This is a genomic window from Amycolatopsis sp. H20-H5 (assembly GCF_035828755.1).
GTDB lineage: Bacteria > Actinomycetota > Actinomycetes > Mycobacteriales > Pseudonocardiaceae > Amycolatopsis.
Window position 1 is genome coordinate 1 of the sequence record NZ_JAYMZS010000176.1, and the last position, 13,897, is coordinate 13,897.

At 71.2% G+C, this 13,897-nt stretch carries 15 protein-coding genes; 9 read left to right on the forward strand and 6 right to left on the reverse strand.

Annotation, left to right across the window (positions count from 1 at the left end; all coding sequences use genetic code 11):
- The 4 genes from QMK34_RS44250 to QMK34_RS44265 all read right to left on the reverse strand — a co-directional run.
- On the reverse strand, positions 1-418 hold a 418-nt coding region (locus QMK34_RS44250), incomplete at its 3' end, for an FAD-dependent oxidoreductase (RefSeq protein WP_326420829.1).
- Positions 415-612 carry a ferredoxin gene (locus QMK34_RS44255; protein ID WP_326420830.1) on the reverse strand — a complete coding sequence of 66 codons (198 nt, stop codon included), beginning with the start codon at positions 610-612 and terminating at the stop codon, positions 415-417. The genes QMK34_RS44250 and QMK34_RS44255, both read right to left, overlap by 4 nt.
- A 23-nt stretch (positions 613-635) precedes the next feature.
- The gene (locus tag QMK34_RS44260) at positions 636-1,853 is read right to left on the reverse strand and encodes a cytochrome P450 (RefSeq protein ID WP_326420831.1); all 1,218 of its coding nucleotides are present in this window, start codon (positions 1,851-1,853) and stop codon (positions 636-638) included.
- A gap of 173 nt (positions 1,854-2,026) precedes the next feature.
- Positions 2,027-2,653, reverse strand: coding sequence for a TetR/AcrR family transcriptional regulator (locus tag QMK34_RS44265; RefSeq protein ID WP_326420832.1), 627 nt, complete (start codon positions 2,651-2,653; stop codon positions 2,027-2,029).
- A 188-nt stretch (positions 2,654-2,841) separates the two neighbouring features.
- Between QMK34_RS44265 and QMK34_RS44270 the strand changes: the two genes are divergently transcribed.
- The 3 genes from QMK34_RS44270 (at position 2,842) to QMK34_RS44280 (ending at position 5,405) form a co-directional block, all read left to right on the forward strand.
- The gene (locus QMK34_RS44270) at positions 2,842-3,396 is read left to right on the forward strand and encodes a PadR family transcriptional regulator (RefSeq protein ID WP_326420833.1); all 555 of its coding nucleotides are present in this window, start codon (positions 2,842-2,844) and stop codon (positions 3,394-3,396) included.
- Between the two features lie 255 nt (positions 3,397-3,651).
- Complete coding sequence (locus tag QMK34_RS44275; protein WP_326420834.1) at positions 3,652-4,074, forward strand: hypothetical protein; 423 nt, start codon at positions 3,652-3,654, stop codon at positions 4,072-4,074.
- A gap of 5 nt (positions 4,075-4,079) precedes the next feature.
- A complete protein-coding gene (locus QMK34_RS44280; protein WP_326420835.1) occupies positions 4,080-5,405 on the forward strand; it encodes a carotenoid oxygenase family protein in 1,326 nt (441 codons plus the stop codon).
- Positions 5,406-5,408: 3 nt separating this feature from the next.
- Here QMK34_RS44280 and QMK34_RS44285 read toward each other — a convergent pair whose 3' ends face one another.
- Positions 5,409-6,497, reverse strand: coding sequence for a PucR family transcriptional regulator (locus QMK34_RS44285; protein ID WP_326420836.1), 1,089 nt, complete (start codon positions 6,495-6,497; stop codon positions 5,409-5,411).
- A 468-nt stretch (positions 6,498-6,965) separates the two neighbouring features.
- Between QMK34_RS44285 and QMK34_RS44290 the strand changes: the two genes are divergently transcribed.
- Both QMK34_RS44290 and QMK34_RS44295 read left to right on the forward strand, forming a co-directional pair.
- The gene (locus QMK34_RS44290) at positions 6,966-7,898 is read left to right on the forward strand and encodes an alpha/beta hydrolase (RefSeq protein WP_326420837.1); all 933 of its coding nucleotides are present in this window, start codon (positions 6,966-6,968) and stop codon (positions 7,896-7,898) included.
- A gap of 91 nt (positions 7,899-7,989) precedes the next feature.
- The gene (locus tag QMK34_RS44295; RefSeq protein WP_326420838.1) at positions 7,990-8,688 is read left to right on the forward strand and encodes a nitroreductase family protein; all 699 of its coding nucleotides are present in this window, start codon (positions 7,990-7,992) and stop codon (positions 8,686-8,688) included.
- A gap of 34 nt (positions 8,689-8,722) precedes the next feature.
- Here QMK34_RS44295 and QMK34_RS44300 read toward each other — a convergent pair whose 3' ends face one another.
- On the reverse strand, positions 8,723-9,601 hold the full coding sequence (locus QMK34_RS44300; protein ID WP_326420839.1) for a phosphatase PAP2 family protein: 879 nt from the start codon (positions 9,599-9,601) through the stop codon (positions 8,723-8,725).
- 215 nt (positions 9,602-9,816) lie between these two features.
- Between QMK34_RS44300 and QMK34_RS44305 the strand changes: the two genes are divergently transcribed.
- From QMK34_RS44305 to QMK34_RS44320, 4 genes are all read left to right on the forward strand, one after another.
- Complete coding sequence (locus QMK34_RS44305) at positions 9,817-11,640, forward strand: serine/threonine-protein kinase (RefSeq protein WP_326420840.1); 1,824 nt, start codon at positions 9,817-9,819, stop codon at positions 11,638-11,640.
- 80 nt (positions 11,641-11,720) lie between these two features.
- Complete coding sequence (locus QMK34_RS44310; RefSeq protein ID WP_326420841.1) at positions 11,721-12,521, forward strand: FHA domain-containing protein; 801 nt, start codon at positions 11,721-11,723, stop codon at positions 12,519-12,521.
- Between the two features lie 88 nt (positions 12,522-12,609).
- Complete coding sequence (locus QMK34_RS44315; protein WP_326420842.1) at positions 12,610-13,338, forward strand: FHA domain-containing protein; 729 nt, start codon at positions 12,610-12,612, stop codon at positions 13,336-13,338.
- 124 nt (positions 13,339-13,462) lie between these two features.
- On the forward strand, positions 13,463-13,897 hold a 435-nt coding region (locus tag QMK34_RS44320), incomplete at its 3' end, for an esterase/lipase family protein (protein WP_442785354.1).

Below are 13,897 nucleotides of genomic sequence, written 5' to 3' on the forward strand. Positions count from 1 at the left end.
CCCGCAGCAGGCTTTCCCGCAGCGCCAGCGCGTCGTCGAGGGACCGCAGCACGTGGACGCCGTCGAGTTCGTGGCCCTGTGCCAGCCGTCGTGGGGTGACCCCGGTGGCGATCACCAGGCCCTCGTAGCCGAGCACCTCCCCGTCCGACAGCGTGACCTCGCGGGCACCGGCGTCCAGCCTGGTGGCGGAGCGGCCGAGCAGCCACCGTGCGTCGAGCCCGGCGAGGACGTCGTCACCCCGAAGGGTCACCTTTTCGGGTGGCCAAATGCCGCGCAGGACCTGCTTGGACAGCGGCGGCCGGTCGTAGGGCGGGTGCGGCTCGTCGCCGACCACGGTGAGCGGGCCCGGGTAACCCTCGCGCCGGAGCGTCTCGGCGGCGGTGAGACCCGCCGCCGAAGCGCCCACGACGACGATCATGCCTCGTCCAGCTCGATGGCCAGCGCGGGGCAGATCCGCGCGGCTTCCCGTACCTCCTCGTACAGCTCCGCGGCCGGGTTTTCCGTCAGCAGCACGACGACGCCGTCCTCGTCGCGCTGGTCGAACACGTCCGGCGAGGCCAGCACGCACTGTCCCGCGCCGACGCATTTGTCCTGATCGATGAGTACCTTCATCATCGGTCCCCTTTCTCCCCAGATCACCAGGTGACGGGGAGCTCGTGCACCCCGTATACGACCATGTCGTGCTTGAAGTTGAGCTGCGCCAACGGTTTCGCGAGCGCCAGCGTCGGGATGCGGCGGTACAGCGTGCTGTAGACGACCTGCAGCTCGACCCGCGCCAGCGGCTGCCCGAGGCACTGGTGGACGCCGTAACCGAAGGCGACATGGTGGCGCGCCTTGCGGTGGACGTCGAGGCTGTCCGGGTCGGGGAAGGCGGTCTCGTCGCGGTTGGCGATGTCGTTGGCGCCGATGACGCCCTCGCCCTTCCGGATGAGCTGCCCGCCGATTTCGAGGTCCTCGAGCGCGACCCGGCGCCGACCGGAATGGGTGATGTTGAGGTAGCGCAGCAGTTCCTCGACGGCGTTCGCGACCAGCTTGGGGTCGCCGTCGTCGCGGATCGTGGCCAGCTGGTCCGGGTGTTCCAGCAGCGCGACCGTGCCGAGCGCGATCATGTTCGCGGTCGTCTCGTGCCCGGCGACCAGCAGCAGCTGGCCCATCGCGGCGACTTCGGCGCTCGTCATCTGCCCGGTGCGCACCTGCTCAACGGCCAGGCGGCTGAGCAGGTCCCCGGCCGGTTCGACGGCTTTCTTCTCGACGAGGGCGCCCAGGTAGCCGAGCAGTTCGTCGGTGGCGGCGACGGAGGCTTCGGGGGTGGAAAAGCGGGAGATGATCGTCTTGCTGATCCGGTGGAACAGGCCGCGGTCGGCGTAGGGCACCCCGAGCAGCTCGCAGATGACCAGCGAGGGCAGGGGCAGCGCGAAGGCTTCGACGAGGTCGGCGGGACGGGGCCCGGCGAGCATGTCGTCGATCAGCTTGTCCACGATCTCCTGGATCCGCGGGCGCAGCAGCTCCATCTTCTTGACCATGAAGTCCGAGGTCAGCAGGCGGCGCTGGGCGGCGTGCACGGGGTCGTCCAGGTTGATGAACGATTTCGCCCGGCCGCGCCTCGCCGCGGAACCGGCGCTGACGTGCGGATAGCCGGGCTGGTCGCTGTCGACGCTGATCCGCGGGTCGCTGAGCATCGCGCGGACGTCGTCGTAGCGGGTCAGGACCCAGGGCTGGCTGCCGTCCCAGAGCTCGACGCGCGAGATCGGCGCCTCGGCCTGCAAGCGGCCCAGCTCGGGCGGCGGGTCGAACGGGCAGCGGGCGGCTCGTTCCATCGGGAAGGCGGGGGTGCCGGGCAGGGTCTCCGTCATGGGACCTCCTCCAGGGTGCTGTTCCAAGGTGACAGTTCCAGGATCACAGCTAGTTACCAAACGAGTGTTCGGGTACTTACTGAACAGATGTTAGGCAACCTGGTGGAGAACTGTCAGCGGGGTGAGGTGAAGATCACCTCAAGAGACCATTCCCCGAGGGAGGAAAGCGAAACTCAGTCGAAGATCAGTGCGACGAGGTCGTCGATAAACGGCTGGACGGCCTGCGCGTGGCGTTCGCTCGGATTGCTGTGCAGCAGTGCGACCCGCCCGTGTGCTCCGACGAAGACCATCGCCGCGGCTCGCTGACTCGGCAGCCGCAGCTCGTGCCCGGCCTCGGCGCAGCGCGCGAAAGCCGCTTCGAGGGCGGCGACGACGTCCATCAGCGGACCTTCCGGGCGTGCGTCCGGATCCGGCCTGCTGGCCCCGCCGCTGAGCATCAGCCGATAGTGGCCCGGATGCTCGACCGCGAACGCGCAGTAGGCGTGCAGCTGCGCGTACACCCGTCCGACGACGTCCTCGGGCGCACATCCCGCGTCGGCCGCCAGCATCAGTGCCCGCAACCGCGCGAACTCGTGGTCCAGCAGTCCCCGCACGAGCGCCGCCCGATCGGTGAAGTGCTGGTAGATGCTGGCCGGTGCGATCCCGACGGCCCGTGCGACCCCCCGGATGGTCAGCGCGTCTTCACCGCCGAGGTCGGACAGCAACCGGCTCGCGGCGTCGAGAATCTCGACCCGCAGCCGCTCACCCTCGCCCCAGCGGTTGCGGGTGCGCTGGGGAACCGTGTCCACCTTGTCCGGCACGCGTCCATTCTTACCTTCCGCCCTCGCCCCCCGCGTGCCGGGCGCGACGGGGCCGCGAAACTCGTGCCCCTGAAGGCCACCATCACGGCGTTAAACGCCGTGATGGTGGCCTTCAGGGGCAGTCCTAGCGACCGGTCTGGAGTGGAAGTATCAGTGTAGACCGGTCATAAGTGGAGTAATGTGCGGGGATGAGCCTCAAACATGCCACGCTCGGCCTGCTGTCGTTCGGTCCGGCCAGTGGCTACGACCTGCTGCAGACGTTCAAGGGCTCGCTGGTCAACGTCTGGCCCGCGACCCAGAGTCAGCTCTATGGCGAGCTCGGCAAGCTGGCAGGGGCGGAGCTGGTCGAGGTCGCGGCCGAGGGCGCGCGGGGTCGCAAGGAGTATGCGATCACCGAGGCCGGGCTGGCTGAGCTGCGGCACTGGCTGGTCGAGGTCGAGCCCACCTCCGTGCGTCGCAGCGACATGCTGCTGCGGGTGTTCTTCCTCGGCGAGCTGCCGCCGCGCCAGGCCGAGGGGTACCTACGTGGCCGGGCCGCCGCCGCGGCTGAACTCGAGGCGGGCTACCGCGCCCTTGGTGAGCAGATCGGTCACAAGACCAGCCCGCTGGCGGTGTACGGCCGGGTGGCGCTCGAATGGGGCCTGCGGTTCGCCGAGATGCAGCGCGAGTGGGCCGAATGGGCGGTGCGGGAGGTGACCGCGGCCAACGTCGAGGCCGCCGGGGCACCTGAAATCACCGGCTGAGTCCGGCTCGACCGCCGGGGCGGTCCCCATGGTCAAAGATTTGCAGACATTCCACTCTTGACAGGTCTTCAGTAGAGGTTATAGCTTCGACATGTCAATAGTGGAACGTTGAGAGGTCGACATGAACTACCTGCGTGGTTTCCTCCCCTGGATCGCCTTCGCGGTCGTCTCCTCCTTCGGCTGGCAGTGGGGTGCCTTGGCCGGTCTCGTCCTCAGTGTCGCGCTGCTGGCCCATGCAGGCGGGCGAAGCTCCCGATGGACTCCCAGATCCTCGAGATCAGCACTGTCGTGTTCTTCCTGGGGCTTACCGCGCTGGCCTTCGCCGCGCCCGCCTCGGCACTGGCGGACTACGACGGCGCGCTGGCCATGGGCTGGCTCGCGCTGACGGCGTGGGCCACCCTGGCGATCCGGCGCCCGTTCACCCTGGGCATCGCGAAACAGCAGACCCCACCGGAGATCTGGGACACCCCGGTCTTCCGCCACGTCAACGTCGTGATCACCGCCGCTTGGGCCGCGGCCTTCACCGTGACCGCCTGCGCCCTCACCGCCGTGGCCGCCGCGCGACTCGGTTCCGCCGCGTCCATCCCGGTGCAGGTCGCCGGGTTCGTCGTCCCGGCCGTGTTCACCTCTCGCTACCCGCAGCGTGTCCGTGCCCGGTTCGCCGCACAGGAAAGCTGAACCCGATGACGACGACCGTCCCGCCGCACCTCGTCGGCAACTACGCGCCCGTCACCGGCGAGCTCACCACTTCCGACCTGCCCGTCACCGGCGCCATCCCGCCCGAGCTCACCGGCTGGTACCTGCGCAACGGCCCCAACCCGCGCGACGCCGCCTCGAGCCACTGGTTCCTCGGCGAGGGCATGGTGCACGGCGTCCGGCTGGAAGGCGGCCGCGCGACCTCGTACCGCAATCGCTGGGTCCGCACGAACTGCACGCGGAGCTATGACGAGAACGGCAGCCGCGACCTGACCGCCGGGGTCGCGAACACCCACGTCGTCCGGCACGCCGGGCGCACCTTCGCCCTCGTCGAGTCCTCGTTCCCCTACGAGCTGGACCTGCGGCGCGGCCACGAGCTGGACACCGTGGGGCCGTACGACTTCGCGGGCAGGCTCAGCACCCCGATGACCGCGCACCCGAAGACCTGCCCGGTCACCGGCGAGCTGCACTTCTTCGGCTACGGCGGGTTCGCGCCGCCGTTCCTCACCTACCACCGCGCGGACGCCGACGGCGAGCTGGTGATCAGCAGGCCGATCGACGTCCCGGCGCACACGATGATGCACGACTTCAGCCTCACCGCGGCGCACGTCGTTTTCCTGGACCTGCCGGTGGTGTTCGACGCCGGACGCGCCCGCTCGCGGACCGGCGGCATGCCCTACGGCTGGGACGCCGAATACGGCGCGCGCCTTGGCGTGCTGCGCCGCGACGATCCGCACGGCGAAGTCCGCTGGCTGCCGATCGACCCGTGCTACGTGTTCCACACCCTGGGCGCGCACGACGACGGCGACCGGATCGTGCTGCGCGTCGTGCGCTACCCGCACAGCTACGCGCCGGACCTCGGCCAGGCGCCCGCGTCCCTCTGGCGCTGGACGATCGACCTCGCCACCGGCACGGTCGCCGAGCAGCAGCTGGACGACCGGCCGTGCGAGTTCCCGCGCATCGACGACCGGCTCGCCGGGCTCGCCGCCCGCCACGGCCACGTCACCAGCACCAGCGGCCCGAACCAGCCGGAACGCCCCGCCGCGCTGCTGCGCTACGACCTGGGCACGGGTTCGGTCAGCCGTCACGACTTCGGCCCCGGCCGCAGCCCGGCCGAGGCCTCCTTCGCCCCGGCCGACGACCGGCCTGGCGGCCCCGGCTGGCTGATCACCTATGTGTACGACGCCGCGACGGACGCCAGCGACCTGGTGATACTTGATGCGGACCGGCTCGCCGACCCGCCGGTCGCCACCATCCGCCTCCCGCGCCGGGTACCCAACGGCTTCCACGGCAACTGGCTGTCCGACCACTGACGCTCACGTGTCGGCCAGGCGGCGGGCGAGCAGGGCGAGCATCGCGCGGAACCGGCCTTCGGGGGTGTCCAGGGCCCAGCCCAGCGTGTCCTCGATCCGGGCGATACGGGACGCGACCGAGCTGTGGTGCAGGTGCAGCAGGTCGGCCGCCTTGCGCAGGGAACCGTTGTGGCAAAAGGCTTCCAGCGCCGCGACGTCCAGCTTGCCGTTCGGGGTGGACGCCAGCGCCGTCAACGCCTGGACGTCGGTGTCGCGGCGAAGGAGGTCCACCGGGACCTTCGCGAGCAGCGCCAGCGAACCGAGCTTGGTGAAGTCGACGACCGGGGTCTCGGCGGAGGTGAACCGCAGGGCGAGCTGGGCCTGCTCCCACGACGTCCGGGCGTCGAGGGTGTCGGCCGGGCCGCCGAACCCGAGCCGTACGGTCGCCCGTTCGGTCAGCGCGGCCTCCAGGGTGGGCAGCAGGGCGTCGCCCGGCTTCGGCGGCTGCAGGATCAGGGCCGCGTGCGGCCCGACCAGCGCCATCCGCACCGGCTGGTGGCGCCCGGTGCGGGCGATGAGCGCGACGGCTTCGGCCCCGGGGTCCTTGCCGGGCACGGTCGCCACGGCGACGATCCGCACCGGCCGGTCCGGCACGAGGCCCAGCAGCTTCACCGCGCGGGACCGGTCTTCGGCCGCTTCGCGTTCGGACAGCACCAGCTCCACCAGCGCCGGGTCGGCCAGGTGCGGCGCGGGGGTGTGGCGGGGTGCTTCGAGCAGCCGGACGGTGATCGCGCAGCGTTCCAGGACGAGGTCGTCGAGCGGCAGCGGCTCCCCGGCGCGTTCGAGCCAGACCCGGCCGTGTTCGCCGACGGCCGCCTGGCCGGACGGCTCGCCCGGCTTTCCTGCCACGGACCCGCCGCCGGGGGCGTACCGCAGCGGCGGACCGCCGTCGAGTTCGAGTCCGGTCACGCAGTCCGCGAGAGCGGCGGCCGAGCGAAGCACCTCGACGACTGTCGCGCCTCGCTCGACGAGCGCGTCGAAGAAGGCGATCACCCTGACCGCGGTCTCCGCGTCGGCGTCGAGCGCGGAAAGTTTGAGCAGCAGACCTTTCACGTGATCGAGCGTAGCCCCGGGCGTCGGGTCCGGTGCGGGGAAAAACCGACAGCTGGCGGGAGCGGCCGCGGGCCGGGCGCGGAAGACTTAGAAGGCGTCTGAGAACTGTCGCAGCAGCCGCCGCTCGAAGCCTCGGGCGCCTGTCCTTCGAAGCCGCCTACCCTCCACAAAGGACGGAAAATCTGCCCATTCGCCCGTTTCATACCGCCATGACCGTTTCACGCGTGCCCCTGAAGGCCACCATGACAGCGTTAAACGCCGTGAAGGCTCCCATCAGGGCATATGGCAAGTCTGGGGTGGCGACTGAAGGGGACTTCCCTCGACTCAACCTCGCAAAAGTCCCCTTCACCAGAACAGACCGTGTGAAAGTCCCCGTCAGTCACGCGGCCCTCGGCGCCAAACTGGACGCCAAGACATCAGTTTCCGGACGCCCTCTTAAGGGACAAGCGCACCGCACTGGAGGAGAACATGACCTACGCCTTCGACGCCGACCTCGCCGCCGCCGTGGCGATGATGCCGAAGATCGACGTCACCGACCTGGAGACGGTGCGCAAGACGATCGTCGAGCTGCTCGCCGAGGCCGGGCCGCCCGACGAGAGCGGGGTGACGATCACCGAACAGCAGGTGTCGCGCGCCGACGGTCCCGACGTGCTGCTCCGGATCTACCGGCCGGACGACGCCGCGCCGGCCGCGATCTACTCCATTTTCGGCGGCGGATTCATCCTCGGCAGCGTCGACAACGAGCACGCCCACAGCCTCAAGCTGGCCAGGGCGACCGGCGCCGTCGTGGTGGCCGTGCAGTACCGCCTCGCACCCGAAAACCCTTACCCCGCAGGGCTTGAAGACTGCTACGCCGGACTCGAATGGCTCGCCGCCCACGCCGCGGAGCTCGGGGTGGACCCCGACCGGATCGCCATCCGCGGCTACAGCGCGGGCGGCGGGCTCTCGGCGGCGCTCGCGCTGCTGGCGCGCGACCGCGGCGGCCCGCGCATCCGCTTCCAGTACCTCGGCGTCCCCGAGATCGATGACCGGCTCGAGACGCAGAGCTCGACCCAGTTCGTCGACACCCCGATGTGGAACCGGCCGAACGCGATCTTCAGCTGGGACAGCTACCTCGGCGAGGGCAACCGCGGGGGCGCGGACGTCCCCGTCCACGCGGCCCCGGCGCGGGCCACCGACGTCTCCGGCCTGCCGCCCGCCTACATCTCGGCGATGGAGTTCGACCCGCTGCGGGACGAGGGCATCGCGTACGCGCTCAAGCTCATCGCCGCGGGCATCCCGGTGGAGCTGCACGTCTTCAGTGGCACCTTCCACGGCTCCTCGACCGTGGAGCACGCCCAGGCGTCCCAGCGCGAAGCGGCCGAGGAGGTCACCGTCCTCCGCCGAGCGCTGGGTCTCTGACCTCAAAGTGTTCGCTCTGCGGACGTGCCAGGCCAAGATTCGAACGTTTGGGGTCTTCTCCTGGCCGTCCGCAGGTCCCACAATCGGCGGCATGACTGCTGAGGCGAACTGGCTGCCGACCCACGACCGTCCGTACGAGCCCGTGCCCTACCACCCCGAGCGACTGCCGGCGGACGAGTCCGTCGCCAGGACCGCCGAGCTGCGCCGCTGTATGGAGGAGCGTCGCTCGGTGCGCATGTTCTCCACGGACCCGGTGCCGGAGCAGGTCGTGCTGGACGCGATCGCGGTGGCCTCGACCGCGCCCAGCGGCGCCCACCAGCAGCCGTGGACGTTCGTGCTGGTGACCGATCCCGAGGTGCGGCAGCGGATCCGCGAAGCGGCCGAGGCCGAGGAGCGCGTCTCCTACGACGGCAGGCTCGGCGAGGAGTGGCTGGCCGCGTTGCGCCCGCTGGGCACCGACTCGGTCAAGGCGCACCTCACCGACGCCTCCTGCCTCATCATCGTGTTCCAGCAGCGCTACTTCCTCGACGACGACGGCGCCACCCGGAAGCACTACTACGTCGACGAGTCCGTGGGGATCGCGGTGGGCATGCTGCTGACCGCGTTGCAGGTGGCCGGGGTCAGCGCGCTCACCCACACGCCGTCGCCGATGCGCTTCCTCGGCGAGCTGCTCGGGCGGCCCCGCAACGAAAAAGCCTTCGCGGTCATCCCGGTCGGCTACCCGGCCGAGGACTGCGCGGTGCCGGATCTGCGGCGCAAGTCGCTCGACCAGGTGCTGGTCCGCTTCTAGCCGGGCGCCTGGGCAGGGCGTCCGCGCGGATGTCCTACTGTGAAAGGGTTTTCGCCGTTCCGGCGGTGAAGTCGATCGTGTCCAGCAGTAGCAGCACCGGCGCCACGGCGAGCGCGGTCGCCACGCTCGCCGCCACGATGGCGGTGAGCGGTCCTTCCCCGGCGGGCACGGCCGTGACCAGCGCGGGCAACGGCGTCAGCAGGAGCAGTAAAGCTCCCTTGAGCCACGCCGCGCGTCCGGGTGGCCGGGTCACCCCGCGCCGGTGCGCCAGCGCGGCGGCGGCCAGGCAGCACACCAGCAGGGCCAGCAGAACCGCGCCGACGACGTCGCTGAGCCGGTGCCAGCCGACGATCATGGTGGCCGAGGCGACGGCCGTGACCCCCGCCGCCCCCGGGACGGCCACCCACCAGCGAGCGCGGGCGGGCACCGCGAGCAGGCCCGCGCAGAGCAGGCCCGCCGCGGCGGCGACATGGCCGCTGGGGAAGCTGTTGTGCGTGGTCGAGCCGTCGACGCCGAGGTCGGGCCGCAGGATCGCGGCTTTGAGGAGCTTCGCCGCGCCGACCGCGCACCCGAATACGGCGACCCCGGCCAGGCCTGCCCAGAAACGCCTGCTCAGCGCCGCCGTCAGAACCACCGCCGTGAGCAGCACGGCCAGCACCCCGACGTCGCCGAAGAAGGCCAGCAGCGCCTTCGCTGGCCCGAGTAGTGCGGTGTCCTGCCGGTAAGAGCCCCCGCGTTCGGCGCGGGGCAGCAGTTCACCGTCGACCTGCTGGCCGCCGCGGGTCAGGACGAACACCACCCCGGTGAGTGTCAGCGCGATCAGGTACACCCCGGCGGCGCCCAGCAGCGGACCGAGCGGGGTTCGGTCCGGCGGTGTGGCGCAGAGGGTGAGGTTCCCGGAGTTCGCAGGCACTCCTTCACCGTGGCCTCGTGATGTCTCCGCGCCGTTCGTGCTTTGTCTTCGTTATGTGACGGTGGAAGTCCGGTGGGATCCTGGCCGGAGTAGGTCAGCGGATGATCAGCCGGGCCGCACTGGCCGATGATGGCCGGGCCGAGGTCGGCGACCGACACATGATGTGATGCGATATCGTTACGCGGAGTGACGCAGGACACGCCCAGGGAGCATCGGTGCACGATGATCAGCTGATCGCGGAACGCTACCGGTTGATCGAGCGGATCGGTTCCGGCGGCATGGGCGTCGTCTGGCGTGCCACGGACGAGGAAACGGGCGATCCGGTCGCGCTCAAGCGCGCCCTGGTCAGCGATGAGGCCGGAGACCGGAAAGTCCGGCGCGAGGCCCGCCTCGCCGCCGATGTCCGGCATCCGAACGTGGTCGGGTTCCTCGGTGTCGCCGAGGACGGTGGCGAGCTCTGGCTGGTGCTGGAGTACGTGCCCTCCCGCAATCTTTCCGAGCTGCTCAAGCGTGACGGCCCGCTGCCGGTGCGCACGGTCAACGAGGTCGGGGCCCAGGTCGCCGGCGCGCTCGAGGCGGTGCACGGGCTGGGCATCGTGCACCGGGACGTCACCCCCGGCAACGTGCTGATCACCGAAGAGGGCCGCGCCAAGCTGACCGATTTCGGGATCTCCCGGTCGGTTTCGACCGACGAGACCGTCACCGAGTCGCCGGTCGTCGGCGGCACCCTCGCCTATCTGGCGCCGGAGGTGGCCGCCGGGGACGAGCCGACGACGGCCTCGGACGTCTTTTCCCTCGGCGCGACCCTGTACGCGGCCGTGGAGGGCGCGGCGCCGTTCGACGGCGACAATCCGTACGCGATGCTCGGCAAGGCCGCCGCCGGTGAGTTCCGCGCCCCCGCCAACGCCGCCGAGCTGACACCGGTGCTGGCCGCGTTGATGCGGACGAAGCCCGAGGCACGGCCCGACGCCGCCGCGGCGAGGAAGATGCTCGAAGCCTGTCTCGACGGCAAGAAGGTCGTGGTGCCGCGGCCGTACCGGCGACGGCGGCTGGTGTTGACCGCCGCTGTGCTCGTCGTCGTGGCCGGGGTGGTCGCCGGGCTGGTGTTCGGCCTGCCGCGCCGGGCCGCGCAGAACGCCGCGGTGACGACGACCCCGCCCGCGTCCGCGTCGAATCCGGCGCCGGTGAGTGCCGCTGTCGGCACCGACCCCCACACGGCCGATCCGTGCGGGCTGACCGATCCGGCGCCGCTGGCGCGGTTCGGCAAGCCCGAGTTGGATCCGGACTACGGCAACTTCAACCGCTGCGACGTCCTGGTGCACCTCGCGGGTGATCACCTGCTCGACGTCAAGGTCGAGCTGGACCCGCCGCCGGTGGCCGGGACGCCGCCGGACGGCAGGCAGACCAGGGTCGGCGGGTTCGACGTGGTGCAGGGCGCGGCCGACGACGAGAGCTGCCGCCGGATCCTCCAGCTCCCGGACTACTACCAGCTGTCCATCACCGCCACGGACCACGACAAGGATGGCGTCGATCTGTGCGCGGCGGCCGACACGGCTGTCACGAGCGCCGCGAACGTGCTGGACACCCAGGGGATGCCCCGCCGCGGCGTTGCCATCGCCGCTACTTCACTGGCCACAGTGGACGGTTGCGGCATGCTGGATCCCGCGACGCTGGCCAAGGTGTCCAAACTGGACCCGCTGACCACGCAACCCGATTTCGGTTCCTGGGGCTGCCGCTGGGAAAGCCCCGGCTCCGAGCAGTCGGTCCAGGTGGTGTTCGACCGCGGGCCGTCGCCGAACGCAGCTCAGGACGGCAAGCGCGTCAAGATCGCCGGGCACGACGCGTTCGTGCTGGCCGACGACTACGCCGACAACACCTGCCAGGTGAAGATGGTCTACCGCGACTACACCGATGCCCACGGGGACCCGGCGGCCGAGGTCGTCGAGGTGGTGCTGTTCGGGCAGCCGCCCTCGAGCAAGCTGTGCACCCCGGCCACCAAGCTCGCCGGCGTCGTCGCCGCGAAACTGCCCCCGGCTTGACCGGGCGCTCGGGAGAACACATGCCTGAACACAATCCTGAACACAATCTTGAACACAATCCTGAACCAGGGGGGCGGCTCTTGTCGGCCGGTTATGGCAGCCTCGCCCACGGCGTCCCGCCGTCGGAGCCGGGCACGATCTTCGCGCTGGCCGTCGCCGGGGGTTTCACCGTTTCGCCGCGCGAGGGCCGGACGCTGGTGTTCGGCCGCAACCGCGAGGACGTCCACGTCTGCGTCGGCGAGGACGACCGCAAGGTCAGCCGTCAGCAGGGCAGGCTGGTGCGGGAACACGACTCCTGGTGGATGCACAACACCGGCCGCCAGCCGATCCGGCTGCCCGGCTCGCGGCTGCTGTTCCCGGCCGAGGAGCCGGTGCCGCTGGCCGAGGGGTACACGGCGGTGTTCGTGCGCGGCACCCGCGACCGGGAGCACCTGCTGGAACTGTTCGTCGCCGGTTCGGACGGGCAGCGCCCGGCGCCGCGGCACCAGGACGTGACCGAGCAGCCCCGGCTGTGGCGGCTCACCCCGGAGGAGCGGCTCGCGCTCGTCGCGCTGGCGCAGCGCTACCTGCTGCAACAGGCGTATCCGCAGCCGATGGCCTGGGGCCAGGTCGCGAAGCAGCTGGCCGAGCTCCAGCCGGACAAGGCTTGGGGCGCGAAGCGGGTCGAGCATCTCGTCGTCGGGGTGCGCACGAGGCTGGTGCGCGCGGGTGTTTCCGGGCTGACGCGCGAAGAGGTGGGCGAGCCGGTCGGCAACTCGCTCAACGACAACCTGATCAAGGAACTGCTGCTGTCGACCTCGCTGGTGCCGCCGGATCTCGCGCTCCTCGATTTCCTGGACAACGACTGCCCGGACACCGACTTCCCGAATGCCGAGGCCTGACCGGGCGGGACCGGTCCCGGGCGGGCCGTTTTAACCTCACGACCGCCGTGGTGGCCGTGTGCACTCCGCCAGGCTGGTGGAGGCGGTCGTGGAAGCTGAGGCGGAGGTCGTGTCCGCGATCCCGTTGCCCGCCGGGCACGTCAGCCTGGCGCGCGGGGTTCCGGTGGCGGAGCCGGGAACGCTGTCGGTGCTCGGTGCCCACGGCGGGGTCGTGGTGACTCCCGAAGGGCTGGACCTGGTCACCTTCGGGCGCAACCGGCAGGCCGTCGTGGTCCCCGTCGGGGAGGACGACCGGCGGGTGAGCAGGCGTCACGGCGTCCTCGAACACCGCGATGGCGCCTGGCGGCTGCACGCCACCGGCAAGGTCCCGATCCGGCTGCCGGACTCCCGGCTGCTGTTCGCCGGAGAGCCGCCCGTCGTGCTCGCGACCGGCTACACCCCGCTGTTCGTGCGCGGCTCCGGTGGCCGTGAGTACGTGCTCGAGGTGCATGTCGCCGGGACCGGCCTGGTGGCGCCCCCGCCGGGCGCGTTCCTGTCCAGCCGCGAACGGCTCGTGTTCACCGTGCTGGGCCAGCGTTACCTGCGGCACGAGCCGCGACCCTGGCCGCTGACCTGGCGCGAGACGGCCGATCGGCTGCGCGAGCTGCGGCCCGGCGCGTGCTGGACCCCCGAGGAGGTCGAGAGCCTGACCGCCGCGACCCGCGCGCGGCTGCACCCGCCCGGCGCCGACGGCATGGACCGGCTGCTCAGGGAGCTGCTCGCGACGGCCGCACTGGTCCCGCCCGACCTCGGTCTGCTTGACGGCGAGCCTGGCTGACCGGCGCGGCACGTCCGGCGGGGCGGCTGTTCGGGACGGCCGCGCTGGTCCCGCCTGACCTTGGTTTGCTTGACGGTGAGCCTGGCTGACCGGCACCGCACGTCCGGCGGGTCATGCTGGTGGCATGCGTGGTCGGTTCTGGTGGCGAGGGCTCAGCCCGCGGCGGCGGCTGGTCGTGGTCGTGGTCGCGGCCGTGGTCGTCGCGGCGGGGGTGACGTCCACGGTCGTCGCCGTCGCGCGTGACACCAGCGCGCCCGTGGCCGGGAGACCGGCCCAGGACCAGCCGGGGCCGGTCCTGCTGGTGCCGGGTTACGGCGGTGGCCAGGGCGGGCTGAACGTGCTCGCCGGGCGCATCCGCGCCACCGGGCGCGACGCCGAGGTGCTCACGCTCGCCGGTGACGGCACGGGCGACCTCCTCGCCCAGGTGGACGTCCTCGCGAAGGCCGTCGAAGCCGCGTACGCCGACGGAGCCCCTTCGGTGGACGTCGTCGGCTACTCCGCGGGAGGCGTCGTCGCCGGGCTCTGGGTGGCCCGCGCGGGCGGCGCGCACCAGGCGCGT